The sequence below is a fragment of the Panacibacter microcysteis genome (genome assembly GCF_015831355.1).
Lineage (GTDB): Bacteria > Bacteroidota > Bacteroidia > Chitinophagales > Chitinophagaceae > Panacibacter > Panacibacter microcysteis.
Map to the genome: position 1 here is coordinate 2,308,993 of NZ_JADWYR010000001.1, position 25,257 is coordinate 2,334,249.

The 25,257-nt window shown below is 43.4% G+C and carries 21 protein-coding genes; 13 read left to right on the forward strand and 8 right to left on the reverse strand.

What is annotated here, in order from left to right; genetic code table 11:
- Positions 1–24: 24 nt before the first annotated feature.
- The 11 genes from I5907_RS09335 to I5907_RS09385 all read left to right on the forward strand — a co-directional run bounded on the left by I5907_RS09335 (position 25) and on the right by I5907_RS09385 (position 17,009).
- Positions 25–2,139 carry a penicillin-binding protein gene (locus I5907_RS09335; RefSeq protein WP_196990442.1) on the forward strand — a complete coding sequence of 705 codons (2,115 nt, stop codon included), beginning with the start codon at positions 25–27 and terminating at the stop codon, positions 2,137–2,139.
- Positions 2,140–2,230: 91 nt separating this feature from the next.
- Positions 2,231–3,697 (forward strand): UDP-N-acetylmuramoyl-L-alanyl-D-glutamate--2,6-diaminopimelate ligase, encoded by a 1,467-nt coding sequence (locus I5907_RS09340; protein WP_196990443.1) that lies wholly within the window; start codon positions 2,231–2,233, stop codon positions 3,695–3,697.
- Positions 3,698–3,760: 63 nt separating this feature from the next.
- Complete coding sequence (mraY, locus tag I5907_RS09345) at positions 3,761–5,074, forward strand: phospho-N-acetylmuramoyl-pentapeptide-transferase (protein ID WP_196990444.1); 1,314 nt, start codon at positions 3,761–3,763, stop codon at positions 5,072–5,074.
- A 248-nt stretch (positions 5,075–5,322) separates the two neighbouring features.
- The gene (gene murD, locus I5907_RS09350; RefSeq protein ID WP_196990445.1) at positions 5,323–6,723 is read left to right on the forward strand and encodes a UDP-N-acetylmuramoyl-L-alanine--D-glutamate ligase; all 1,401 of its coding nucleotides are present in this window, start codon (positions 5,323–5,325) and stop codon (positions 6,721–6,723) included.
- A 69-nt stretch (positions 6,724–6,792) separates the two neighbouring features.
- Entirely contained in the window at positions 6,793–8,085 is a 1,293-nt protein-coding gene (locus tag I5907_RS09355; RefSeq protein ID WP_196990446.1) for an FtsW/RodA/SpoVE family cell cycle protein, read from the forward strand.
- A 261-nt stretch (positions 8,086–8,346) separates the two neighbouring features.
- Positions 8,347–9,474 (forward strand): undecaprenyldiphospho-muramoylpentapeptide beta-N-acetylglucosaminyltransferase, encoded by a 1,128-nt coding sequence (gene murG / locus I5907_RS09360; RefSeq protein WP_196990447.1) that lies wholly within the window; start codon positions 8,347–8,349, stop codon positions 9,472–9,474.
- 26 nt (positions 9,475–9,500) lie between these two features.
- The gene (gene murC / locus I5907_RS09365) at positions 9,501–10,859 is read left to right on the forward strand and encodes a UDP-N-acetylmuramate--L-alanine ligase (RefSeq protein WP_196990448.1); all 1,359 of its coding nucleotides are present in this window, start codon (positions 9,501–9,503) and stop codon (positions 10,857–10,859) included.
- A gap of 39 nt (positions 10,860–10,898) precedes the next feature.
- Positions 10,899–11,915, forward strand: a complete 1,017-nt coding sequence (locus I5907_RS09370) for a cell division protein FtsQ/DivIB (RefSeq protein ID WP_196990449.1) — start codon at positions 10,899–10,901, stop codon at positions 11,913–11,915.
- 251 nt (positions 11,916–12,166) lie between these two features.
- Positions 12,167–13,585 (forward strand): cell division protein FtsA, encoded by a 1,419-nt coding sequence (gene ftsA, locus I5907_RS09375; protein WP_196990450.1) that lies wholly within the window; start codon positions 12,167–12,169, stop codon positions 13,583–13,585.
- Positions 13,586–13,743: 158 nt separating this feature from the next.
- Positions 13,744–15,663 (forward strand): cell division protein FtsZ, encoded by a 1,920-nt coding sequence (ftsZ, locus tag I5907_RS09380; protein WP_196990451.1) that lies wholly within the window; start codon positions 13,744–13,746, stop codon positions 15,661–15,663.
- Between the two features lie 338 nt (positions 15,664–16,001).
- Entirely contained in the window at positions 16,002–17,009 is a 1,008-nt protein-coding gene (locus tag I5907_RS09385; protein WP_346266776.1) for a TIGR01777 family oxidoreductase, read from the forward strand.
- Between the two features lie 13 nt (positions 17,010–17,022).
- On the opposite strand, the gene I5907_RS09390 is transcribed toward I5907_RS09385, so the two are convergent.
- Together I5907_RS09390 and I5907_RS09395 are read right to left on the reverse strand one after the other, a co-directional pair.
- Positions 17,023–17,826, reverse strand: a complete 804-nt coding sequence (locus I5907_RS09390; RefSeq protein WP_196990452.1) for an ABC transporter permease — start codon at positions 17,824–17,826, stop codon at positions 17,023–17,025.
- A gap of 3 nt (positions 17,827–17,829) precedes the next feature.
- On the reverse strand, positions 17,830–18,720 hold the full coding sequence (locus I5907_RS09395; RefSeq protein ID WP_196990453.1) for an ATP-binding cassette domain-containing protein: 891 nt from the start codon (positions 18,718–18,720) through the stop codon (positions 17,830–17,832).
- A gap of 288 nt (positions 18,721–19,008) precedes the next feature.
- Here I5907_RS09395 and I5907_RS09400 point away from each other — a divergent pair, with 288 nt between their 5' ends.
- Positions 19,009–20,754, forward strand: a complete 1,746-nt coding sequence (locus I5907_RS09400; RefSeq protein ID WP_196990454.1) for a tetratricopeptide repeat protein — start codon at positions 19,009–19,011, stop codon at positions 20,752–20,754.
- A gap of 232 nt (positions 20,755–20,986) precedes the next feature.
- Entirely contained in the window at positions 20,987–21,355 is a 369-nt protein-coding gene (locus tag I5907_RS09405) for a hypothetical protein (protein ID WP_196990455.1), read from the forward strand.
- 54 nt (positions 21,356–21,409) lie between these two features.
- Here the strand turns inward: I5907_RS09405 and I5907_RS09410 are convergent, their stop codons facing one another.
- The 6 genes from I5907_RS09410 to I5907_RS09430 all read right to left on the reverse strand — a co-directional run bounded on the left by I5907_RS09410 (position 21,410) and on the right by I5907_RS09430 (position 24,981).
- Positions 21,410–22,477, reverse strand: a complete 1,068-nt coding sequence (locus I5907_RS09410; RefSeq protein WP_196990456.1) for a Gfo/Idh/MocA family protein — start codon at positions 22,475–22,477, stop codon at positions 21,410–21,412.
- Positions 22,467–22,736 carry a hypothetical protein gene (locus tag I5907_RS09415; RefSeq protein WP_196990457.1) on the reverse strand — a complete coding sequence of 90 codons (270 nt, stop codon included), beginning with the start codon at positions 22,734–22,736 and terminating at the stop codon, positions 22,467–22,469. The genes I5907_RS09410 and I5907_RS09415 overlap by 11 nt, the downstream gene beginning before the upstream one ends.
- 62 nt (positions 22,737–22,798) lie before the next feature.
- Positions 22,799–23,032, reverse strand: a complete 234-nt coding sequence (locus I5907_RS21645) for an acyltransferase (RefSeq protein WP_346266777.1) — start codon at positions 23,030–23,032, stop codon at positions 22,799–22,801.
- Between the two features lie 32 nt (positions 23,033–23,064).
- On the reverse strand, positions 23,065–23,367 hold the full coding sequence (locus tag I5907_RS21650) for a hypothetical protein (RefSeq protein WP_231402011.1): 303 nt from the start codon (positions 23,365–23,367) through the stop codon (positions 23,065–23,067).
- Between the two features lie 200 nt (positions 23,368–23,567).
- Positions 23,568–24,395 carry a class I SAM-dependent methyltransferase gene (locus I5907_RS09425; RefSeq protein WP_196990458.1) on the reverse strand — a complete coding sequence of 276 codons (828 nt, stop codon included), beginning with the start codon at positions 24,393–24,395 and terminating at the stop codon, positions 23,568–23,570.
- 34 nt (positions 24,396–24,429) lie between these two features.
- The gene (locus I5907_RS09430) at positions 24,430–24,981 is read right to left on the reverse strand and encodes a DNA-3-methyladenine glycosylase I (RefSeq protein WP_196990459.1); all 552 of its coding nucleotides are present in this window, start codon (positions 24,979–24,981) and stop codon (positions 24,430–24,432) included.
- Positions 24,982–25,257 lie beyond the last annotated feature (276 nt).

Here is a 25,257-nt window from a genome sequence, read left to right on the forward strand (position 1 = left end):
GCTAACCTCGAAAAAGAAATGTAAATGGAAGTAAAACGCGACATACTATGGAGGGTATACGTGGCATACATAGCCATCGTAGTAGTGTGTGCTGCCATTTTTGTAAAAGCATTTTACATACAACAGGTGCAGGGAGATGCATGGAGAGGCATGAGTGATAGCCTGCATTTGAAAATGCAAAGCATCGCGGCAGACAGGGGAACGATTTACAGTGCAGACAGGCAAATGCTAAGCACCAGCGTTCCCCAGTTTGATATCTATGTAGACTTTGGGGCAGATGGTTTGCGCGCAAAAAACGGAGAAGCCTTTCATAAAAATATTGATTCGTTGAGTTATTGCCTGGCAACACTGTTCAAAGACAGGTCAGAAACTGCGTACAAAAAAATTCTTACAACAGGGTATAAAAAGAAAGACCGGTACTTCCTGCTCAAAAGAAAAGTAAGCTTCCGGGATTACTACCAGTTAAGGCAATTCCCGTTGGTAAGGCTGGGTAAAAATACCAGCGGCTTTATTGCAGAAACAAGAAGCATCAGGTTAAACCCTTACCAGTTAATGGGCTATAGAACAATTGGCCTGGAAAGACAAAATGCGCAGAAGATAGGGTTAGAGCAGGCTTACGATACTGTGCTAAGGGGTGAAGAAGGCAAACGGCTGGTTCGTTTTATAGCAGGTGGTGTAGCCGTTCCTGTAAACAGCGAAAACGAGATTGAGCCGGAAAACGGGAAAGATATTGTTACCACGATCGATACCCGCATACAGGAAATAGCAGAGAATGCTTTAATGAAAAAACTGGTGGAGAGTGAATCGCAATATGGTACATGCGTGGTAATGGAAACAAAGACGGGGCAGATAAAAGCCATTGCAAACCTTGGTCGTAAAGCAGATGGTTCTTACTGGGAAGATTACAACTACGCTTTGCGTGCTACGGAACCCGGTTCAACTATAAAGCTTGCAACATTGCTTGCGGTATTGAGTGAGGGTAAAACATCGATCAACAATATGGTAAATGTGGGCACCGCCGGTCATGCTGTTGTGGGTGTAAGAAATGTAAATGACGCAGAGCGTGCACCAAAGCCGGTAATGACAGTAAGAGAATGTTTTGCACACAGCTCAAACGTGGGCATGAGCGAAATAGCATACAACACTTTTGCGGCACAGCCTGATAAATTCAGGAGTTACCTGCACAAACTTAAAATGGATACGATCACCGGTCTCGATCTTAAAGGAGAGGAGAAGCCACATATCACCAGGGTCAAAAAAAATACGGAAGGGCTGCATGCCATGATCACAATGAGTTTTGGTTATGCTTTACAGGTTACACCAATGCAAACGCTCACACTATACAATGCAATTGCCAACGATGGAAAAATGCTGAAGCCTTACCTCGTAAGCAGTATAGAAAGTGATGGTATGGTTTACAGGCAAATAGAACCTACGGTAATAAGCGGGCAGATTGTGGAACCGAAAGTGGTTAAAGACGCACAGGAGTGTATGAAAGCTGTTGTTACGGAAGGCACGGCAAAGGGCATCTTCAAAGATGCGCCGTATACAGTAGCTGGTAAAACGGGAACTGCACACGTTGCAGATGGAACATACAAGTATACCGATGGGGTTTACCAGGCTTCATTTGTAGGTTATTTTCCGGCAGAAGACCCACAGTATACATGTATCGTTGTTGTAAAGACAAAACCGCATGCATTATATCATTATGGCGGGCAGTTATCTGCACCTGTGTTCAAAGAAATAGCAGACAGGCTGTATCCAATGTTTGTAAACAATAAAATGCAGTATGCCAGTGCCGGAAGAAATGATAGTATCACTTATGCATATGCCGGTAATGTTAAAGATGTAAAGACAGTAATGCGTACGCTCAAAATGAATTTCAAAGACTCTGCTTCGGTAAAAGCGCAGTATGCAATAGTCACCAAAAGTGAAGAGAGACCTGTAGTGAAAGGGCAGTACATCAATAAAAATGTTATGCCACAGCTTTCCGGTATGACGCTCAAAGATGCGGTGTTGCTGTGCGAGCATATCGGGCTGAAAGTAAATGTACAGGGCAAGGGACGGGTTACCTATCAATCCCTTAATGCAGGGCTGGCCATTAACAACGGGCAAAAAATAAGTATACAGTTAAATTAATAATAGATCAGTACGGCTGATCCGGTATTGTAAAGCGATCTGTAAAAAATTTAATCACAATTCCTTGCCTGCAGGGTGTTAACATAAAGCATTGAAGAAACTACAGGATATATTATATAAGGTTAGGATGCAATCGGTAAACGGTGCAACGGATATACCGGTGAAAGATATTCAGATCGATTCAAGAAAAGTTTCCACGGGTTCTGTATTTATTGCTATCAAAGGGGAAAAGGTTGACGGGCATGATTACATTGACAAAGCAATTGGATTGGGTAGTTCGGCGATTGTTTGCGAAGTAATGCCTTCGTTTCTCGCAGAGGGCATTACTTACATTCAATCAGCCAACACATCAGAAGCGGCCGGTTATATGGCACATAACTTCTATGATGAACCTTCACTCAAATTCAGGCTGGTTGGAGTTACGGGCACTAATGGAAAAACAACCATTGCCACCGTGCTTTTCAAACTGTTTTCAGAGCTCGGCTACCGGTGTGGCCTCGTAAGCACGGTAGAGAATAAGATTGTTGATAAAATTATACCTGCCACCCATACAACACCCGATGCAATCAGTCTTAACGCGTTGCTCAATCAAATGGCAGAAGAAAATTGCTCCCATGTGTTTATGGAATGCAGCAGCCATGCAATAGAGCAAAACAGGATAGCAGGTTTGAGTTTCGCAGGCGCATTGTTTAGCAACATTACGCATGACCACCTCGATTATCATAAAACATTTGAAGCATATATAAAAGCCAAGAAAAAGTTCTTTGATGGATTAGGCAGCGACGCATTTGCTATTTCTAACCTGGATGATAAGCGTGGTACGGTAATGCTGCAGAATACTGCTGCAAAAAAATACTACTACAGTTTAAAAACCATTGCCGAGTATAAAGGGAAGATTTTAGAAAATGCACTGAGTGGTTTAGTAATGACGGTAAATGATAAAGAAGTGCATTTCAGGTTGATCGGCGAATTTAATGCCTACAATCTTTTAGCAGTGTACGGTGCTGCCATGTGTTTGGGTGAGCACAGTGAAGAAGTGCTGCGCATACTCAGTATGCTTAGCGGTGCAGAAGGCCGGTTTGATTATATCATCAGCAATACGCACAACATTATCGGTATTGTTGATTATGCGCATACGCCTGATGCGCTGGAGAATGTGCTGGCCACAATCAAAAAGCTGAAAAAAGGATATGAGCAGGTAATTACAGTTGTTGGCTGCGGAGGTGAGAGAGATAAAACAAAAAGACCCGTGATGGCACAAATAGCCTGCGACTACAGCGACCGTGCAATCTTTACCAGCGATAATCCCCGGAGTGAAGATCCTGCTGAAATATTGAGAGATATGGAAGCTGGTTTGAACAGTGCAGCAAGAAGAAAATCTTTATCCATCGCAGACAGGAGAGAAGCAATTAAAACAGCAGTAAGTATTGCCAATAAAGAAGACATCATTCTGCTTGCAGGAAAGGGCCACGAAAAATACCAGATCATCAACGGCGCATATATAGACTTTGATGATAAAGAAACTTTAAAACAAATGTTCGACTTATTAGAAAAATAGTAAGGGTAAAAAGCAACCGTGTATGCTTATACGGTATGCAACACTTACAAAGCACAACGATTTATGTTATACTACCTGTTCACATGGTTGTCTAAAGAGTTCCACCTAAGCGGTGCAAACCTCTTCTCGTATATCAGCTTCAGGGCTGCCATGGCAGTAGTATTGTCATTGCTCATTGCTACCATTTATGGTAAGCGTATGATCAATTTCTTAAAACGTAAGCAGATTGGTGAATCAGTAAGAGACCTCGGGCTTGCAGGGCAAACAGAGAAAAAGGGTACGCCAACCATGGGCGGTATTATTATCCTTATGGCAATCATTATTCCTACACTGTTGTTTGCAGACCTCGAAAAAGTTTATGTACGTCTCATGCTGCTTTGCACGGTATGGCTTGGTGTTATCGGTTTTCTGGATGATTACTTTAAAATAAAAGCCAGGAAGAAAGCGAAAGAAGCAGGCGAAGCATATAAAAAGAAAGACAGCGACGGGCTTGCGGGTATATCAAAGATCATCGGGCAAATAGGGCTCGGTATCATCATTGGCGCCACATTGTATTTCAACGAGTCTGTTGTAATGGAGCGTGAAGTAATTGAAGACAGTACTGTAACGTCTATTACAACAGGCGCAAGGGTTGCAAGCGATACAAATGTTATTGTAAGAAACATTAATGGAGAGGAGCGAAAATTTGTACGTGTACACACACCTATTACTACCATTCCATTTGTAAAAAACCATGAATTCAATTATGCACAACTCGTTAGCTGGCTTGGGCCGGGTGCAGAGGCTTATACATGGATCGTTTACATCATCATCGTCACGTTTATCATAACTGCAGTATCCAATGGTGCAAATCTTACCGATGGGTTAGATGGGCTGGCAGCAGGCGTGAGTGCCTTTATTGGCGCAGGTTTGGGCATATTCGTGTATGTAAGCGGTAACTACATTTTCGCAGATTACCTGAATGTAATGTACATACCAAACCTTGGTGAGCTCTCGATTTTTGTAGGCGCATTTACCGGTGGTTGTGTGGGCTTCCTGTGGTACAATGCTTACCCTGCGCAGGTTTTTATGGGCGATACAGGAAGCCTTGCACTTGGGGGCATCATTGCATCACTCGCAATCATTGTACGCAAAGAATTATTGATACCTATTTTCTGTGGCATCTTTCTCGTAGAAAATTTAAGCGTGGTATTGCAGGTAAGTTATTTCAAGTACACCAAGAAAAAATATGGCGAGGGTAGAAGGATATTCCTAATGAGCCCGCTGCACCACCATTATCAGAAGAAGGGTTTTCATGAAAGCAAGATAGCTGTAAGATTCTGGATCATAACAATATTACTTGTTATTGCATCTATACTTACACTTAAGATAAGGTAGCATAAGAAGAGAATAGTTATTGTGTTGGAGTAATAAGAAAGATAGTGAGCCGGGCAGTTGAATAAGCATGAAGCTTCTGTTGCGTCGCACTCTTGTACTGTACCACATATAGCAACAAAGCGAAGGTTGAGCGCACAACAAAACGCAATCTCCGCTTCGGTAAGATGCATACTGTACAGAACGTACAAGTGAGTGACACAACGAAGATGACCAAAGAACAAAAGCTGGTAAACAAATAATGATAACAGGTGGCAACTAATGATCTCGATAGAAATACAACAGCACCGGGAATTTCCGCCAACGGTGTAGACAGGAAGGAGCTGCTTGTAATATTGGGTTCCGGCGAAAGTGGTGTGGGTGCAGCATTGCTGGGCAGGCAAAAAGGTTATGATGTTTTTGTGAGCGATGCAGGAAAGCTAAAAGCAAATTATAAACAGGAACTCATTGATAACGGAATTGAGTTTGAAGAGGGCCATCATTCTGAAGATGTAATACTGCGGGCAGATGAAGTTGTAAAGAGCCCTGGTATTCCGGATAAGAATGAAATGGTAAAAAAGATAAGGGCAAAGGGAATACCGGTAATAAGTGAAATAGAATTGGCTTACAGGTTTAAGGGTGATAGTAAAATCATTGCCATCACCGGCAGTAATGGTAAGAGCACAACAACTTCTCTTATCTATCACATCTGCAGGAAGGCAGGTCTTGATTGTGCACTGGTTGGCAACATTGGTTATTCGTTTGCAAAGCAGGTGGCAGAAGATCCAAAGCCTTTATATGTAGCAGAAATAAGTTCATTTCAACTAGATGATATAAAAGAATTCAGGCCGGATGTAGCGTTGCTGCTGAATATAACAGAAGACCACCTTGACAGGTACGATTATAAGTTCGAAAATTATATCAGCAGTAAGTTTAAGATCATACAGAACCAGCAGCCGGGAGATTATTTTATTTATTGCCAGGACGATGAAGTGATAACAGGGTATCTAAAAAACATTAACCTCCAAACTAACCCATTGCCATTTTCTATGAGACAAGAATTAAACAAAGGAGCCTGGATAAAAGGTGATCAAATGATGCTAAAAGTGCAGGAAGAAAGAGTAAGTATGAGTATTTACGATTTTACTTTAAAGGGTAAACACAACCAGTATAACACAATGGCAGCAGGAATTGCAGCGGCTACACTTGGTATCCGCAAAGAGAAGATAAGGGAGGCTGTTGCAGATTTTCACAGCCTTGAGCACAGGATGGAGCATGTTGCTACCGTGCGTGGTATAGAGTTTATCAACGACAGTAAAGCAACCAATGTAAACAGTACATGGTATGCGTTGGAGAGTATGAGCCGGCCCACCATTTTGATACTTGGCGGTGTAGACAAAGGCAATGACTATACGCTTATTGAAGAACTGGTGAGGGAAAAAGTTAAGGCCATTGTTTGTTTGGGTATTGATAATTCAAAGATACACGCAGCGTTTGGGCACATCGTTCCTGTAACAGACACAGACAATGCACTGGATTGTGTGAAACAATCTTTTCGCCTGGCAGAAAAAGGTGATGTGGTTTTGTTAAGCCCTGCATGCTCAAGCTTTGACCTGTTTAAAAATTATGAAGACCGTGGCAGGCAGTTTAAAGAAGCAGTAAAAGAGTTGTAAGTTTTTGCGTGTAGAAACCGCGCATTTATTGTAAAAAGTATAAAAAATATTTCCCGTCCGGGGCGCATCATGTTTAACGAAGCCGCAGATAAATTTTTCTCGCAAATACCTTCTGTAGAAGGTGCAGGGGGGCGTTTGCTTACACGTACCCGCGGCGATAAATACATCTGGGGCATTGTACTTATGCTGGCGATCATTTCATTGCTCGTGGTATATAGTGCTACAGGTTCACTGGCATACAAAATGAACAAGGGCAATAACGAGGTGTATCTCTTCAGGCAATTGTCTTTTATTGCAATTGGTTTGCTCGTGGTGTATTTTTTGCACCGGGTAAACTATACGTTGTATTCGCGTGTGTCTCTTATCGTGTACCTTATATCGGTACCCATGCTGTTGTACACGTTGTTGTTTGGTGTGGAAGTAAATGATGCAAGCCGCTGGATAAAGATTCCCGTTATTAACCTTACCATTCAAACAAGTGATTTTGCAAAGCTTGCCCTGTTTATGTATATATCAAGGCAGCTAAGCAGGAAGCAAAAAGACATCAAAGATTTTAAGAAGGGTTTTTTGCCGGTCATTATACCTGTGTGTATTACTTGTGCACTCATAATGCCTGCAAACCTTTCCAATGCATTGCTTACCGGTGCCACTTCTTTGCTGCTCATGTTTATTGGCCGTGTAAATACCAAACACATATTAATGGTGGTAGCGGTGGCCATGATCCCCATCCTGGTTATCATAAGCGTTGCAGTAACCACTTATGATGCTGATAAAACAGATAATGTAAAAGCTTCTGAATCTGCACTGAATTCTGTTGGTCGTTTTGGTACATGGGTTAGCCGTGTACAGGATTTTATTTACGCAGGCGATTTAGAAATTCCTTACCAGGTACAACAACAAAATATAGCCATTGCAAATGGTGGTATATTATTTGGTCGTGGTCCGGGCAATAGTCTGCAACGCAATTATTTGCCACAGGCTTACAACGATTCTATTTATCCCATCATCATAGAAGAGTATGGATTGTTTGGCGGTGCAGTGATTATTTTTCTATACCTCGTTTTTTTATTCAGGTGTATACGAATATTCAGAAGATGCCCCTACGCATTCGGAGCTTTCCTGGCGCTGGCGTTAAGTTTTACACTGGTAATACAGGCTATAGCAAATATGGCGGTAGGTGTAAACCTGATTCCTGTAACGGGGGTAACCTTGCCGCTGGTAAGCATGGGTGGCAGTTCTTTTCTTTTTACCTGCGCTGCCATAGGTATTGTACTAAGTGTTGCAAGAAACCTGGAACAAATGGAAGGCAATGCGCAACCTGTACCCGAAGAAGCTGCGGGTGAAGGGGAAGCAGTAGCGTAAGAGATTGGGAGGTAAGAGGTTGGGGGTTGATTTTTGGTGTGAGGTTTACGTGCTGATGAAAAGTTAGCAGGGAGCCCCTAAACAGCACGCTGCAGTCGCCATAAAAGTAGAACGTTGAACCGGGCGTGGCAACAGGCGATGCACAAAGTGCAAAAGCCGGCAACATAAAAAACATATTGTTATAACAACAAGTCATTAAAAATAATGTCTCCGAAGTTTATATAAACCAGGCGGCAAAGGGAGAAAAAAGAAGTACTGGATATGGAAACAAACAACGGCAATAGTGCCTCGAAAGGCACCGGGAAGGTAAGGATCATCCTCGCAGGGGGAGGTACCGGCGGACACATCTTCCCGGCTATTGCTATTGCCAATGCCATCAAACAGCAAAGACCCGAAGCGGAGATTTTGTTTGTGGGTGCTAAAGGCAAGATGGAAATGGAGAAAGTGCCACAGGCAGGCTATAACATAAAAGGAATAGATATAGCAGGGTTTGACAGAAGTTCTTTGTTTAAAAATTTATCGCTGCCGTTTAAACTTATTAAAAGTTTTGCGCAGGTAAGAAGTATTGTGCGGCAGTTTAAGCCGCATGCAGCAATCGGTGTTGGTGGTTATTCAAGCTTTCCTGTATTGAAGCACGCACAGCATAAAGGCATACCAACTTTTATACATGAAAGCAACTCGTTTGCTGGTAAGTCAAACATTATGCTGGGCAAACGTGCCACGAAAATATTTGTTGCCACTGAAGGCATGGAGCAGTTTTTTCCGGCAGATAAGATAAGGATTACCGGCAACCCTGTGCGTAAGCCGATTGTGCATTCAACAGTAACAAAAGAAGCGGCACTGGCCTATTTCAATCTCGACCCGCATAAAAAGACCATTCTTGCGGTTGGGGGCAGCCTCGGCGCGAAAAGCATTAATGAAATAATGGCGAGACATGTAACAGAACTGGGATCGTTGAACCTGCAATTGATATGGCAAACAGGTAAAACAACCGCCGCGCAATATATTGAACGTGGCAGACCGGTAAAAGCTGTATGGGTAAACGATTTTATACAGGATATGGACAAAGCATATGCTGCTGCAGATGTGGTTATATCACGGGCCGGCGCTATGAGTGTTGCTGAATTATGTGTAGCAAAAAAGCCGGTGGTATTTGTTCCTTACCCACTGGCGGCCGAAGATCATCAAACAGTAAATGCAAAATACCTGGTAGACAGAGATGCAGCCCTGATGGTGAAAGACAGCGAGGTAAGTGCAAAATTGTTTGGTGCCATTACAAGACTGGCAGGCGATGAAACATTGCAGCAAAAATTGAAAACAAACATTGCCAGGTATGCAGTAACAAATGCAGATGATGTAATTGCCAGGGAAATTCTGGCACTCATTTAACAATATTAACGGGTCAGTTAAATATAATGACAGGAATTAACAACATAGAGCGCGTTTATTTTATCGGTATCGGTGGCATTGGTATGAGTGCACTGGCCCGTTATTTTTTATCGTTGGGTAAACGTGTAAGCGGCTATGATAAAACACGCACGGCCTTAACCGAAGCACTGGAAGATGCAGGCATTAACATTCATTATGAAGATAATGTGGCACTTGCACCAAAGGATGTGGACGTGGTGGTTTATACACCGGCAATACCGGCAGACCATACAGAACTCACCTATTACAGGGAGAATGATTATACCGTGGTAAAACGTAGTGATGTTTTGCAGTGGATTACCGAAGCATCATTCAATGTATGCGTAGGCGGTACACATGGTAAAACTACCATCACCACAATGACCGCGCATATTTTAAGAGACACTGGTTATGGTTGCAATGCATTCCTCGGTGGCATAGCTGCCAACTACCAAACCAATTTCTGGAGTAGTGAACGAAATGTTTGCGTGGTAGAGGCAGATGAGTATGACCGTTCTTTCCTGAAGCTGGTACCAGATATAGCCGTGGTAACTGCAATGGATCCTGATCACCTCGATATCTATGGTACGCCGCAGGCAGTGGAAGATGCATTTGTGCAGTTTGCAGGAAGAGTAAAAGCAGGTGGTTGCCTTATCAGTAAATATGGCCTCAGCAGGCACAACGATTTAAAGGCAGCCCATCATTATACATACAGTTTTGATAATCCTAAAGCCGATGTATATGCAACCAACATAGATGTTATCAATGGCAGTTACCACTTCGATATAAATGGCAAAGACTGGAAAATGAAAGGCGTGGTGCTGCACATGGGCGGTTTGCACAATATCGAAAACAGCCTTGCTGCAATAACAGTGGCAAAATATCTGAACATTGATGACGAAAAAATAAAGCGTGCAATTGAAAATTTTAAAGGTGTAAAAAGAAGATTCGAGTACATTCTTAAAAACGATGCACACATAATCATAGACGATTATGCCCATCACCCGGAAGAGTTGAAAGCATTGATCAGCGGCGTTAGAAGTTTGTTCGTCGATAAAAAATGTACGGTCATATTTCAGCCACATTTATACAGCAGAACGAATGACCTGGCAAAAGAATTCTCGCAAAGTCTCGATATGGCAGATGAGGTAATTCTTCTACCCATCTACCCGGCCCGGGAGTTGCCAATGCCAGGCGTTGAAAGTGAGCTCATACTGGATAATATGCAGTTGCCGCAAAAGCAGGTGCTTACCAAAGATGTAATGCTCGATTGGGTGAAGATGCATAAACCGGAACTGTTAGTAATGTGCGGTGCCGGAGATATAGATACTTTGTTGCAACCTGTAAAACAAATTTTAGAAAAGTAATTGGTGTAAAAGCTTTTTATAATTCAGGGTTCATGAGCTATGTGGAAGAAGCGGTTACAAATATCATTATGGGTTTTGCTGGGTGCAGGCACATGCACCCTGCTGGTAGCTGCCATGCAAACAAAAGAAAGGAAAACATGCAGTGCGGTAAAGATCAACATTGAAGGAGCATACGATCATGTTTTTGTAAATGATAAAGATGTAACAAAAATTCTTTTGGCCAACGGCGCCGTCAAAGGAAAGGAAATAAGCGAGGTTGCATTAAGCCATATTGAGCTGGCACTTGAAAAAAATGCCTGGATAAAAAAAGCAGAATTGTTCTTTGATAATAAGCAGGTATTGCATGTGGATATAGAAGAGCGTGAGCCGCTTGCCCGCATTTTTACACTGGCCGGCACTTCTTTTTATATTGACAGCAGCAGCAAGCGGTTACCGTTAAGCAACGAGTTGTCGGCGCGTGTACCCATGTTTACTTCTTTCCCGTCAGACAAACAAAAACTCTCAAAGCCAGACAGCCTGTTGATGGAAGATATTAAACACATTGCGCAATATATACAGCAGGACAGTTTTTTTATGGCGCAGGTAGCACAGGTAGATATTACGCCACAAAAAACATTCGAAATAACACCTGTGCTTGGCGATCAGCTTATAAAGATTGGCAATGCAGAAGACCTGGAACAAAAATTTGAAAAGCTGAAAAGCTTTTACCGGCAGGTTTGGGCAAAAGCCGGGTTTGAAAAATATGAAACGATAGATGTTCAGTATAGAGACCAGGTAGTGGCGGTAAAGCGTGGCAGCAGTAAAGTGTATATGGATACAGCCGAAGCTGTAAAGCAGTTTGCCAATACCATTAAGCAAATGCAGGCTGCCATGAGCGATACAATGTATGCTGCGCCAATGCCAAAGCCTGCTGTTATAAAAGATTCGGTGCAGCAACAAAATGATAAACCGGTTGCTACAGGTAAAAAAACTGTGCAGCAAGCACCGCCGGCAAAAAAGACAGTAAAGGCTGCAACACAAAAGAAACAGCCAAAGGCAGTATTGAAGAAGCACTAGTGTAAAATCACTTGTTACAGGGCAAAGGCAGTTTTTTTGTTATCAGCTTCAGTACATGCATTGGGCATTGTTGCGTCGCACTCTTTTACTGAAGAATGTTAACGGAGCAATGCGAAGCACAACGAAAAATGAATGACAGATAATGAGTAATTAATCACAACGCAAAAAGCAGGTAGTACAAAACATTACTCTTTGCCTCACTGCGTTAATAGTCTCGTTGCCTTTTTATAAAAACAACTAAAACACATAATATGAACGGCACAAATGTTTCGGTGACTCTACCAAAGAACGAACACGATAGTTCAGAGGCACCTATCATCGTTGGGCTCGATATCGGTACCACTAAGATTGCTGCTATTGCCGGAAGAAAAAATGAATTCGGCAAGCTGGAGATCCTCGGCTTTGGACGTGCAAACAGCAATGGCGTGCAACATGGCCAGGTATTGAATATCGATCAGACGATAAAAGCAATTCAGCTTGCATTGCTTAACTGCGCAGAAAGTAATCCAGACCTCGAGATCAACGAAGTATATGTTGGTGTGGCAGGTCATCATATCAAAAGTTTACAAACCCGCGGAGACATCGTAAGGCAGGATCCCGAAGTAGAGATCAGGCAAAATGAAATAGACCAGTTGATAGAAAATCAACGCAAGACCTTCATTCCTGCAGGCGATCAGATCATTGATGTAATTGCCCAGGATTACCATGTGGATAATTTTCAAAACATTAAAGATCCTGTTGGCTACAATGGCGTGAAAGTTGGTGCAAACTTCCACATCATTACAGGCGATAGAAATGCTATACGCAATATCAATCGTGCAGTGGAAAGAAGCGGGCTGAGAACAAAAGACCTTGTGTTGCAGCCACTCGCATCATCAAGTGCCGTAATGGGCGAGATAGACATGGAAGCGGGTGTTGCCATACTTGATATCGGCGGTGGTACAAGTGATCTTGCAGTGTTTTACGAAGGCACATTAAGACACACGGCTGTTATACCATTTGGCGGTGAAAATATCACCAACGACATACGCATGGGGCTGGGGGTTTTAAAGAGCCAGGCAGAAGCAATGAAAGTACAGTTTGGTTCTGCTGTGGCAAGCGAGGCAAAAGCCAATGCCTATATTACGATACCTGGTCTGAAAGGCATGCCTGCAAAAGAGATCAGTGTAAAAAATCTTGCAAACATCATCCAGGCAAGAATGGGAGAAATACTGGATTTTGTTACGTATCACCTTAAGCAGGTAGGTATGGATAACCGTGCTTTGAATGGTGGTATCATCCTTACCGGTGGTGGTTCCCAGCTTAATCATCTATTGCAGCTTACTGAGTACATCACCGGTTTAAGTGCAAGAATTGGTTTGCCCACAGAGCACCTGGCACCAAACCATATAGATGAATTAAGAAAGCCAATGTATTCTACATGTATTGGCCTTATACTGAAAGGCTACAGCGATTATGAAAACAAACGCAAAGAGTTTGATGGTCGCTTTAAAAAGGTGCATGTTCCTGAGTTGTTGAAAACTACGGCAGGCGTTGCGGTTGAAACACCGGTTGCAGTAACCGATATGGTTGATACAAAAAAGAGAAAAGGACTGAATAATTTCTGGGATAAATTCAAAGACAGCATCATCGATCTTTTTAAAGAAGAAGGCGATATGGAAATAAAATAAGTTATAAGTAATAGTTGGTAAATGATAAGTAACAGGTGATAAGTTATAAGCATTAGCAAAAACACAACGCCTGGCAACACTTATAAGCTACTACTTACAAATTATTACTTACAACGCATAACATTTACTTACTTACCCAAACACATAAATTCAAAAACATGATACATTTTGATCTGCCGAAGCAAAAGTCATCTATCATCAAGGTTCTTGGTGTAGGTGGTGGCGGTAGCAATGCGGTAAATTACATGTTCGCACAGGACATTGAAGGCGTAGATTTTATAATATGTAATACAGATGCCAAGGCGTTAGAACAAAGTCGTGTGCCAAATAAGATTCAGCTTGGGCCACACCTTACACAGGGCCTTGGCGCCGGCGCTAACCCGGAAGTGGGTAAGCAGGCAACAGAAGAATCGCTCGAAGAAATCCGCCGTATACTGGAAGTAAATACAAAAATGGCGTTTATCACTGCTGGCATGGGCGGCGGTACCGGTACCGGTGGTGCGCCTATCATGTCTAAAATATGTCGCGATCTCGGCATATTGACCGTAGGCATTGTAACCACACCTTTCGGGTTCGAAGGCCCACGCCGTTTAAAACAGGCAGAAGAAGGTATTCGCCAGATGCAGCCCTATGTAGATACGTTGCTTGTAATAAGCAATGATAAACTGCGTATGCAATATGGCAATCTCAAAATGACCGACGCATTTGGCAAGGCCGATAATGTGTTGGCCACAGCAGCAAAATGTATCACAGATATTATCAACAGTAAAGGAACAATCATTGTTGACTTTGCAGACGTTTGTACGGTAATGAAAAACGGCGGTGTGGCTATCCTGGGCAGTGCCACGGCAGATGGTGAAGACCGTGCACAAAAAGCAATAGAGGAGGCATTAAGCTCTCCATTGCTAAACGACAACGACATCCGCGGGGCCAAGTGGATTCTTGTTAATATCAACAGTGCATCCGGCGAGCATGAGTGCACGATGGATGAGTTTGAAGTAATCAATAACTTCCTGCGCATACAAAGCGGCGATGATGCAGACCTGATCATTGGTACAGGATACGACAACACACTTGGCGATAAAATTGGCATTACCATTATTGCTACAGGTTTTGAATACAAAGACCCGTTCAATAAAAAAGCACAGGCAAAAGAAGTACAGAAAGTGGAAGCAGCACCGGAAAAAGTAGTGCTTACGCTCAATATGGAAAATGAAGCAAAAAAGGCGGCCGTACAACCTGTAAAACCTGTTGTGGAAGAAAAGAAAGAAGATGTATATGCACCGCAACTTACAGAAGAGCAACCAAAGCCGGTTTCTGTTATTATGCCTTTTGCACCTGCGCCGCCACCAGTAGTGGAAGAGCCGGTGGTGGAAGACAACCATGAAACGTTGGTTTTCGAACTGGCTGCAGAAATGCCTGAGCCGGTTGTGGCACCGCCTGTACAGGAAATACAACAAGAGGTAAAAGCCGCGCCTGAAATGCCGTTTATGCAGTACACAGAAAAGGCAGAAGAAAAACAGGAGCCGGTAAAACCTGCTGTAACGGCTAGCCCTTTCCTTTCCAGGCCGCAGAATATTTATGCCAGTGAGCAGCAGCCACCGGTGCAGGCTTATACACCGCCACCAGTAGTAGAAAGAGCGCCTGAGCCTAAAATGGAAATAAAGCCACAGCCTGTTGCAAAGCCGGAGCCGGAACCAAAAATGCTGTTCAGGGAAGAAACGGAAGAAGAAACAAATTTTCAGTTTGTTGTAAAGGAAGAATCTGCACAGCCGCAGGCCAAATTTATCTCTGAAGCCGATCTTACCGATTCTTTAAGTGAAGAAGAAGAACAAAAACGCAGGGCTGCAGAACGCATCAGCAAATTACGCAATCTTTCCTTTAATATGAATAGTGCAGAAGCCAACAACGAGTACGATAATGTACCTGCCTATGTGCGCAGGAACATGGAGTTGTTCGGCAATACGCTTACTTCTGTGGAGCAGTTTTACAGCAAGTACACCGTAAAGAAAGACGATAATGATGAAACACAGATCTCAACGATCAATACCTTTCTGGACGGGAAAAAACCAGACTAAAGAAGCATTTAAGACTCTATCGTGTTTTTAGTTGTTATTCCCCTGGCTTTTGTGCCGGGGGGATTTTTTTTTGCAGCAGGCTGCAGTACTGCTATTGGGCATCGTTGTGTCACTCACTTGTACGGCTGGTTCTTTACGCGGCATTCCATGGTGTTGCAGCGCACAGCCTTGTTTGCCCCGTTGTTTCCGGGCACAATATTCCCCACTAAGCAGTGCATTGTTGCATTACACATAAAAGCCCGAACATAAATACCTTTACACTGTTATGTTCTACGTATTACACCTGCCGGCAATAACATAGCGGGTTACACCCTGCTGAAATATTTGTTGCCGTACAAGTGAGTGACACAACAGGCGATGATAGTAGCAATACTGCCGGTGCCATACAATTTTTCTTTGTTTTAAACAGTATAATCAACGACATGCAGACAGTAATAATAACAGGTGGAACAGGTATGATTGGTAAGGCATTTACAACGATGCTTACACAGCAAGGGTATAAAGTGATCATCCTTACACGCGAAGTAAAACCATCGGATAATCCACTTGTGTCCTTTGCGCACTGGGATATTGAAAAGCAGTCTATCGATACAAATGCCATTGCAGAAGCCGATTATATTATTCACCTGGCAGGCGCAAATGTTGCAGAAAAACGCTGGACAACAAAGCGGAAGAAAGAAATACTCGAAAGCAGAACCAAAAGCGGCGCATTGCTGGTAAAGGCATTGACTGAAAACAAACACCATGTAAAAGCGCTTATCAGTGCATCGGCCATTGGCTGGTACGGCCCCGATAACGCCGCATCTATAAAAGATGGATTCAAAGAAGATGCGCAGGCACACAACGACTTTCTTGGCAGTACCTGTTTGCAATGGGAAGCAAGCACGCAGCAATTAAGCAATAAAGGTATTAGAACGGTTTACCTGAGAACAGGCATTGTGCTGAGCAATGAAGGCGGTGCATTCAAAGAATTTAAAAACCCGCTCAGGTTTGGTGTGGCTGCTGTTCTCGGCAGTGGTAAACAGGTTATAAGCTGGATACATATTGAAGACATGTGCCGCATGTATTTATACGCACTGCAGCATGAAATGAACGGTTCGTTCAACGCTGTTGCACCAAAGCCGGTTACCAACAAAGAATTTACGCTGCAACTGGCAAAAGCGGAAAAAGGCAAAGCATTTATACCTGTACATGTACCATCTTTTGTACTAAGGTTAATGCTGGGTGAAATGAGCATAGAAGTATTAAAAAGCTGTACCGTAAATGCTGATAAAATTCGCCAGGAAGGATTTAAATTTCTATACCCCTCGCTGGATGCTGCGTTGAATGAACTGCTCAGTAAATAGTGTTGGTCAGCAGTTACAAATCGGCCGTTTCAAATCTTTTTTTGCTGATGAAAAAGTATGCAACAAGGTAAGCCACAACCAATGCCAGTTGCAGCGGCACATTCACACTTGTATTTACCAGTTCTTCCTGCAACTTTTCCAGTATGGGTAGTGGTAACAGTTCGTCACTGCTTTGTATGGGCAGGTAACTGCCAATGTCTCCAAAATAATAATTCAGTACACGTACCAATACGTTTTCGAGAATGATGGTATACAGGAAAAATACACCGAGCGAGATTCCGCTGCGTTTAAAAAGCAGCGCAATCAATACGGCCAGCCAGCAATAACTTAGTGCATTCAGGAAAAAATAAAACAGGTATTGGATGTTCTCAAAGTCCAAACCATCGGTGCTGGAAATAATGCCGAAAATGAGCGCTGTCAAAAACAGGAAAGCCGTGGAAACAAATGCCACGATGAGCCCGCAAACCAGCTTGGTAACAATAAATTCTGTTCTTGTAACACCATCAATGATATTTTGCCGGTGCGTTTTAAAAGAAAACTCATTCGTCACAGAAATGATCATGATAAGACCCGCAATAAATAACAGGAAACTGCTGACATACGGCGCCATGATCCACACCTTGGGAAATGCGTAGGGAGGGCCGCCCAGAAACATCTTTGCAATATCGCCTGTTTGTTGCTCGCTGTAGAGTTTATTCTGGATGGTGTAAACAATGTAATTAATACCGGCAATGCTGGACAAATACAATATCGACAAAATCCAGAATGTGCGGTAGTTCTTTACTTTCAGCCATTCAATTTTCAAAAGCTGTAACATGTGCTATTGGTTGGTAAGTTCAAGGAATTTTGTTTCAAGACTTTTCTTTTTCAGTTGCAGGTGGTTCAGCACAATGCCATTGCTATAGCAGTGGCTGTTGATCAGCTCCATGTTTGCAGTGCCTGGCGCAAAGTATAGCTGCACAAAGTCTTTCTGTTTTTTGATTTCTTTATAGTTCGCCACAGATTGTAAAACCTGTTCCAGTTGCAGAAGGTCTGCTGCGCTTACCTCCACAATATCTTCATTTACCAGCACGTCATCCACATGCCCTGCCGTAATAAGATTACCCGTTTTAAGAATGGCCACATGCGTACAAACTTTTTCCACTTCATCCAGCAGGTGGCTGGCCATAATAATGGTCTTGCCTTCGGTAGCCAGGTTTTTGATCAGCTCCCTTATTTCAGCAATGCCAACAGGGTCCAGGCCATTGGTTGGTTCATCAAACACCAGCACATCAGGGTCTCCCAGCAGGCACGATGCAATGGCAAGCCGCTGTTTCATACCCAGCGAATAAGTGCTGAATTTGCTGGTTTTGCGATGGTACAGGTTTACTTTTTGCAGCACGCTGTCAATTTGCTCAAAGCCTTTGCCTTTTATTTCGGCAGCAATGCGCAAATTACGTTCCGCAGAAAGGTAGTGGTAAAAGTTAGGTGTTTCCAGTAGGGTTCCTATACGCTTACGCATTGCCGCAGAAGGCGCCTGGTCCATAAATGTAAAGCTGCCTGCACTCGGCTTTAGTATGTCCATTACTATGCCCAGCATAGTTGTTTTGCCGCTGCCATTAGGGCCAAGAATACCAAATACACAGCCCTGCGGCACAGAAAACGATACGTTGTTCAGTGCACAAATGCGACCGTAATATTTAGTAATGCCGTTTAGTGTTAATACGTTCACCAGGAAAAATTTTTGCGGAAATTAGCATTTATTCATCCATCCCCGGCAATTCTATGTAAAAGGCAGTTTCATTGTTATAAGAGGAGGAATGATTATGTAGCAGGCTTTAGATCTTTGTGGCATCGCCTGTTGCTACGCTCAGTTCAGGGTTCCACTGGTATGGCATCTGTAGCGATCTGTTTTGTGCGTTTTTGTTGCGGGTACAATCCCCGGGTTGTGGTGGCTAAATTCTTTCAGCAGATTACTGCAGGTATTTTATTAAATTTAGAACAGCTAAATTTACTGCAAATGAGATTGCTGCTTACTGCCCTGCTTGCTGTGTTATTCCTGTCATTTACGTATGTCTATAACCGTACATATTACAGCATTCATGCTGCAGAACGACGGTTTAAGGCTACAAAGCAAAAAAAACTGTTGGCCACGGGTTGTGCACCAGGCATAGCAGCCATCGACTTCCGCGATCCTGTAAACGAAATACCGCTGATGAAAGGCTGGGGCGTGTACCGCATGCCCGTTACAGCGGGCAACGACAGCGCAAACATTTACTTTCAGCAGGGCATAAATATGTATTATGGTTTTCATATTATAGAATCCATTGCGTCGTTTGAAAAGGCGCTTAAGTTTGACGATAGTTTTGCTATGGCATACTGGGGCAAGGCGCTGGCTTACGGCCCTAACATCAACGATTTGGGTTATGCAGCCTCGCCGGAGGCATTGAGTGCCACCACCAAAGCAAAAGCATTGTATGCAAACAATACACCTGTGGAAAAAGCCCTGATCGATGCCATGCAGACAAGGTATGCTGTTGATACAACGCTGTCCAGGATTGTACTTAACCAACACTATGCAGACGCTATGAAAACGGTGCATCTTGCCTTCCCGGAAAGCCAGGATGCCGCAGCATTGTATGCAGATGCATTAATGGTACAGCACCCCTGGGATTTTTATACACATGACGGCAAACCCAAACCATGGACACCCGAAATCGTTACCACGCTGGAGAAACTGGTTGCTGTAAATCCGCAGCATTCCGGGGCTATACATTATTACATACATGCAGTAGAAGCTTCTGATCACCCGGAAAAAGCTGTAACAGCAGCAAAAACGCTGCCCGGCCTGGCGCCCGGTCTTGCGCACATGGTACACATGCCTTCCCACATTTTTATTCGTTCCGGTTATTACCATGAAGGCGTTCAGGTAAATGAAGACGCGATAAAAAGTTATCGTACCTATGAGCAGGAATATGCGCCGGCAACAGGCGCTATGTTTCTTTACCTCTTGCACAACCTGCATATGGAGGCTGCCTGTGCACAAATGACGGGCAGTTACACAACAGCCATATCGGCTTCAAACCAGTGCCACAATGCCATTGACAGCGCTTCAATGGCAGGTGATGGCTATTTTGGTGTATATGCACAGTACCTGTATATGACACCTGTTTTTACTATGATACGGTTTGGTAAGGCAGATGAAATACTTAGCCAGCCCGCAATACCTGGTCAGTTCGTTTACGCAAACCTGCTCTGGCACTTTGCACGCGGCTATGCCTATACCCGCAAACATGATACAGAAAGAGCAAAAGATGAACTGGCGGCACTCAGGTTACGCATCAACGATCCGCAATTACAGGATCATCCGCCGGCATTTAATGCGGCCATTGCAGGCACTGCCCTGGCCGAGAAATTGCTCGAAGGGTTGATCGATGAAGAAGATGGCGATATGGACAAAGCAGTGGAGCATTTTACCATGGCCATGGGTAAAGAAGATGACATGCTTTACAACGAACCACGCGACTGGCTGCTGCCTGTACGCCAATACCTGGGCAGCGCACTGCTTAAAACCGGTAAATACCGGGAAGCCGAAAAGGTGTTCCTGGAAGATCTTGAACAAAACCCCAATAACGGCTGGTCTTTAAATGGCCTTGCCACCAGCCTGTTACTGCAGGGCAAACTAAAGGAAAGCACTAAAATACAGCAACAGGCAAAGCTTGCTTTTAGTAAAGCAGATATAAAAATTACAGTGCCTGTTTTTTAAGCATTAACTGTATTGAATGAAAGGCAGTGCATACAGCAGCAACATCGCCGTTGTTGAATAAAGGCGCTGCCGGTGCAGTGAGTGACACAACAGGCGATGATAGTAGCAATGCAGTCCCGGCACATATCTCTTTTACCACTGGCCAAAAAACGTGTGCTATAAACAAACAGATAGCTTTATATTGTTACAAAATGCTTGACAGATCGTTACACCAATTTAAAAACTACAAAAAATGAAAAAACTTTTGCTCCTGGCATTGATTGCCTGCCTTGGAACTGCCGCTGACGCTCAATTTAAAAACACCAAATGGAAAGGCAGCCTTCAGCTTGAAAACCTGGTAGATGTAATGTTTGATTTCAAAACAGACACGCTTGAGGCGCTCGTGGTAGCAGACAACTCAACGCTTGAACTGATGAAGTACAGTGTAAAAGATAACGTGCTTTCCATACAAAAAATAAGCGGCCAGAGCGATTGCGCAGAATCTGCCGTTGCAAAGTATAAATTCGAAATGAAGAACAATGAACTGGTACTTACCGTTGTGGAAGATGAATGCTACAACAGGTCTGGGGTATTGAACAACACCACATGGATTAAACAATAAAGAAAATGGCGCCGGCAAAGCCGGCGCCATTTTCTTTATAAGCACTTATATATTTTACAATTTTACTACCTGGCCCGTTCTTACACTTTCATCACACGCGAAAGCAATACGCAGGCTGTTTACAGCGTCCTCCACGTGATCTGTAAGATCAAGATCTGCCGTAATGGCCTTTAAAAAATAACGCTGCTCACGGTTACACAATTCCTGGTGGTCCGGTTCATCATCAAGGTTGATCCATTCATCGGCCCTGGTAAATTCGTTGGCTGCATCAATATCAGCATGGTGTAAACGCAGCGATTCTGTTTTGGTATGTGCTTCCACAGAATCAGACTTGCCTTTTCCACCCGCATCTTTTGCCACGATAGATACACAACCTTTGGGGCCTATAACGTCTTTCACAAAAAAAGCAGTTTCGCTTATCATAGGTCCCCAGCCTGCTTCGTACCAGCCCACACTGCCATCTTCAAAACGAATCTGCAACTGGCCATAATTGTAATTGCCTTCCGGAATATCGTCTGTAAGCCTTGCGCCAATTGCACTTACCTGTACCGGCTTACTGCGTACCATCTGGCACATCACGTCTATATAGTGCACGCCGCAGTCAACAATGGGGCTAAGGCTTTTCATCAGGTTGCGGTGTACATCCCACATATAGCCATGGCTTTGCTGGTTAAGGTTCATACGCATTACCAGTGGTTTGCCAAGTGTCTGCGCTACCTCAATAAATTTTTCCCACGATGGGTGATGGCGCAGTATATAACCAATCACCAGCTTTTTACCTGCTTTTTTTGCAGCCGCAGCTACACGCTCACTGCCTTCCACGGTATCTGCCAAAGGCTTTTCGATAAACACATGACAACCTTTTTCAAACGCCATCATCGCATATGCTTCATGCGTGTCAGGATACGTTGAAATACATACGGCGTCTGGCTTTGAAGCTTCCAGCGCTGTGGCATAATCATTATAAAGTGTATAACTGCCACCAAGCTTTTCATTCAATACTACTTTGCTGTTGCCTCTTGCCACAATACCACAAATTTCAAAACCATCTGTGGTATGGTAAGCCATTGCATGAGATGCGCCCATGTTGCCACAACCAACAACCAATACTTTAATTGCCATAAAAAAGTTTTTTATTGTTTACGCCCAACGGCCGCATGCGCTCATGCACCGGCCTGTTGCGAAGTAAAGCACTTGTGCTGTATTGAAATAATTTTTTTGCAGGCGGTTGAGCAATGAAAATTTTATGGGCCGGGCATTTGTAACCTGTGGCATCTGCTGTTGCGTCGCACACTTGTACAGTATAACCTTTTGCAGCAGTTGCGGGTGTACCAGCGCTTTGTTGTTGCGCCTGGCTGAGGAATCTCATTTGGTATGCCATGCTACCGGCATTGTTTTATAAATACCGGTTGTGCAAGGTTGCATTGTTGAATTGCTAAGTCGTCAGAGTGATGTTCGCAAAACCTTTGCAGGTATGCCGCCCACTACCGTATTGTCTGCAACATCTTTGTTAACCACAGCACCGGCAGCTACCACGGCATTTTCGCCAATGGTAACACCCGGCAGAATAGTTGCCGCCGCGCCGATCCACGCATTTCTTTTTATCACTACTGCTTTCAGGTCAAGCATTTTTCTTGTAGCCGGGTCAAGCGGGTGGTTCTCTGTTATAATATTCACTTTAGGGCCAATCTGTACATCATCTTCAATAGTTATGCCGCCAAGATCGAGAAAAGTGCATGCGTGATTAATAATACCCGCCGGCCCAGTTTTATATGTCTGCCGAAGTTTGTATAAAAAGGTACAAAGATTACCGTACTGTTGTCTATTTCCCGGCCCGTAATGTTGCTTAACTGCGTTCTTGTATCGTTTATATCTGTAGAAGTGTTTAATACAGGTACCAGTTTCAATGCACAATACACATATTCCCACATGGCAGGCATACGCGGGTCATTGTTGCTGATTATGCCGCCTGCAAGCATGTCGTCGAAAATAGAGTTGGTATTGTTGCTCATCAGATCACGGTTTTAATAGGTAAGCCTGGCCAAACTTAGCTTTTTTATCTATACGCCGCAATCTCAATAAGTGTGTTTCATTACTCTTTTGCAAGCTGGTAAATATCTTTAGAATGGCCTTTGTATACACGTGTAATTTAAATGGTTTCGCCGTATACTTTTACCCGCGGGCTATAGAAATATTAGTTGTCATGTGTCAGCTATTGATGAAGTAAAACCTGCCTGTTATAAGCAAAGTGATACACGTTGAAACCATCAACCAGCTTTTTGGGCAGCATGCGTACAATAAATTTTGGTGCAGGAAAGATGCCTTTGCCTGATGCTGTTCGGATCGTTGATTGCACATCGATCAGCGTGTAGCCGTAAGAAAGGTATAAGGCTTCCTGTATTGCATGCAGGTCTTTAAACGGCGAACCATGCATAGCAAAATGTTTGTGAATACGGTGCCCAACCTTATCAAAAAAATATCTGGACATGATATCACAGAATAAATGGTGCTTGGGAAACAAAGCCGTTAACGTATCAAGCAAAGTTTTCTTTTCTGCATCGGTAAGGTACATCAGTACGCCTTCCAGTACAATAATGATGTTTTCACGCGTGCTATACGGCGCCAGTTTATCAGAAAGTTTTTCTGTGGTAAAATCGATCGCTATTCTCGTAAGCATGTTACTGCATTTGATAGGTGGTAAAATCTCATTCTTGCGTTCTATAACCGCGGGCTCATCAATTTCAATCCACTCACCTGTGTTAAACCTGAACGCCCTGCTGTCGAACCCTGCACCAACCAGTATAACTGTTGATGCTTGTTGCCGGGCAAGCAGTTCCTGCAAACCGGCATCTATCAGGTAATGCCTGGCAATATTGCTGGCAACAGGTGCTTTGAAGTGCCTGAATTCCTGCCAGTATGCTAGGCCTTCATCACCCATAAAAAGTTTGGCGTAGGCATCACCGGTTAAAGGATTTTTCGATTCAGCATCTGTCATGCGTACACCGCAACAGTACCAGGCAGTCTGAGATACAGGTTTCATACAGCAACGTTTAATTTCTTATACAATAGCAGCATTATTTTGAAGCCCACATTGGTTTTGCTTTTAATATCTTTTTATGCACCGGGCAATCTGTTGCATGTGCGCCCGGCAGGTAGCCTGCACTCATCAAAAATTCATTTACAATTTCGCCACCTGTAAAACGAAATGTCTTTTTAAAAAGCTTTACCCATTCTTCTTTTGTTTTAGGATGTTGCTGGTTGAGCCAGTTTTCAAAAGAGCCAAATGTTTGCTGCAATGCAAGTATTGACTTTGCATTTTCAATGGCAGCATTGATCTTAAGGCGGTTCCTGATAATGCCCGCATCATTCAACAGCCGTTCAACATCTGTTTCAGTATAAGCAGCAACTTTTTTTATGTTGAACTGGCTGTATGCTTTTCTGAACGCGGCTTCTTTTTTCAGAATCGTTTCCCAGCTAAGGCCGGCCTGGTTTATTTCCATGATCAGCCTGCCAAATAGTTCATTGTCGTCGTGTATCGGAAAGCCGTAAAGGTTATCATGATAATTTTGGTGCAAAGCTTTTCTTTCAGCAGGTTGCATTGTTATAATCGCGTTGCAGTAAGACATGCGTTGTTGGTTTAAAAGTAATGTGGGTTAATTCAGCCTGTACACAAAGAAAGCAAATGCTGCGAATAGTGGCCGGTTAAATTACCGGAAATGGTTTTTTGGGGCCGGGCAATAGTGCAGGTGTCATCGTTCCTTGCGTCGCACACTTGTACTGCCGTATTTCATGGCGGCTGTTCGCAGCGGTACAACCACCGGCATTAAAAAAAATCATCACCACATTCTTTAACAGACGCTTATAAAAAAATGATAGTGACATTCGTTGTTTAGCGCGTGCAG

Excerpts from the sequence above, each read along its gene's own strand:
- ftsA (WP_196990450.1), top strand. The coding sequence starts at position 12,167 with ATGAACGGCACAAATGTTTCGGTGACTCTACCAAAGAACGAACACGAT.
- I5907_RS09335 (WP_196990442.1), top strand. The coding sequence starts at position 25 with ATGGAAGTAAAACGCGACATACTATGGAGGGTATACGTGGCATACATA.
- mraY (WP_196990444.1), top strand. The coding sequence starts at position 3,761 with ATGTTATACTACCTGTTCACATGGTTGTCTAAAGAGTTCCACCTAAGC.
- I5907_RS09405 (WP_196990455.1), top strand. The coding sequence starts at position 20,987 with ATGAAAAAACTTTTGCTCCTGGCATTGATTGCCTGCCTTGGAACTGCC.
- I5907_RS09425 (WP_196990458.1), bottom strand. The coding sequence starts at position 24,395 with ATGAAACCTGTATCTCAGACTGCCTGGTACTGTTGCGGTGTACGCATG.
- I5907_RS09415 (WP_196990457.1), bottom strand. The coding sequence starts at position 22,736 with ATGGCATACCAAATGAGATTCCTCAGCCAGGCGCAACAACAAAGCGCT.
- I5907_RS09355 (WP_196990446.1), top strand. The coding sequence starts at position 6,793 with ATGTTTAACGAAGCCGCAGATAAATTTTTCTCGCAAATACCTTCTGTA.
- ftsZ (WP_196990451.1), top strand. The coding sequence starts at position 13,744 with ATGATACATTTTGATCTGCCGAAGCAAAAGTCATCTATCATCAAGGTT.
- I5907_RS09410 (WP_196990456.1), bottom strand. The coding sequence starts at position 22,477 with ATGGCAATTAAAGTATTGGTTGTTGGTTGTGGCAACATGGGCGCATCT.
- murC (WP_196990448.1), top strand. The coding sequence starts at position 9,501 with ATGACAGGAATTAACAACATAGAGCGCGTTTATTTTATCGGTATCGGT.
- I5907_RS09390 (WP_196990452.1), bottom strand. The coding sequence starts at position 17,826 with ATGTTACAGCTTTTGAAAATTGAATGGCTGAAAGTAAAGAACTACCGC.
- murG (WP_196990447.1), top strand. The coding sequence starts at position 8,347 with ATGGAAACAAACAACGGCAATAGTGCCTCGAAAGGCACCGGGAAGGTA.
- I5907_RS09400 (WP_196990454.1), top strand. The coding sequence starts at position 19,009 with ATGAGATTGCTGCTTACTGCCCTGCTTGCTGTGTTATTCCTGTCATTT.
- I5907_RS21650 (WP_231402011.1), bottom strand. The coding sequence starts at position 23,367 with ATGAGCAACAATACCAACTCTATTTTCGACGACATGCTTGCAGGCGGC.
- I5907_RS09370 (WP_196990449.1), top strand. The coding sequence starts at position 10,899 with ATGTGGAAGAAGCGGTTACAAATATCATTATGGGTTTTGCTGGGTGCA.
- I5907_RS09430 (WP_196990459.1), bottom strand. The coding sequence starts at position 24,981 with ATGTCTTACTGCAACGCGATTATAACAATGCAACCTGCTGAAAGAAAA.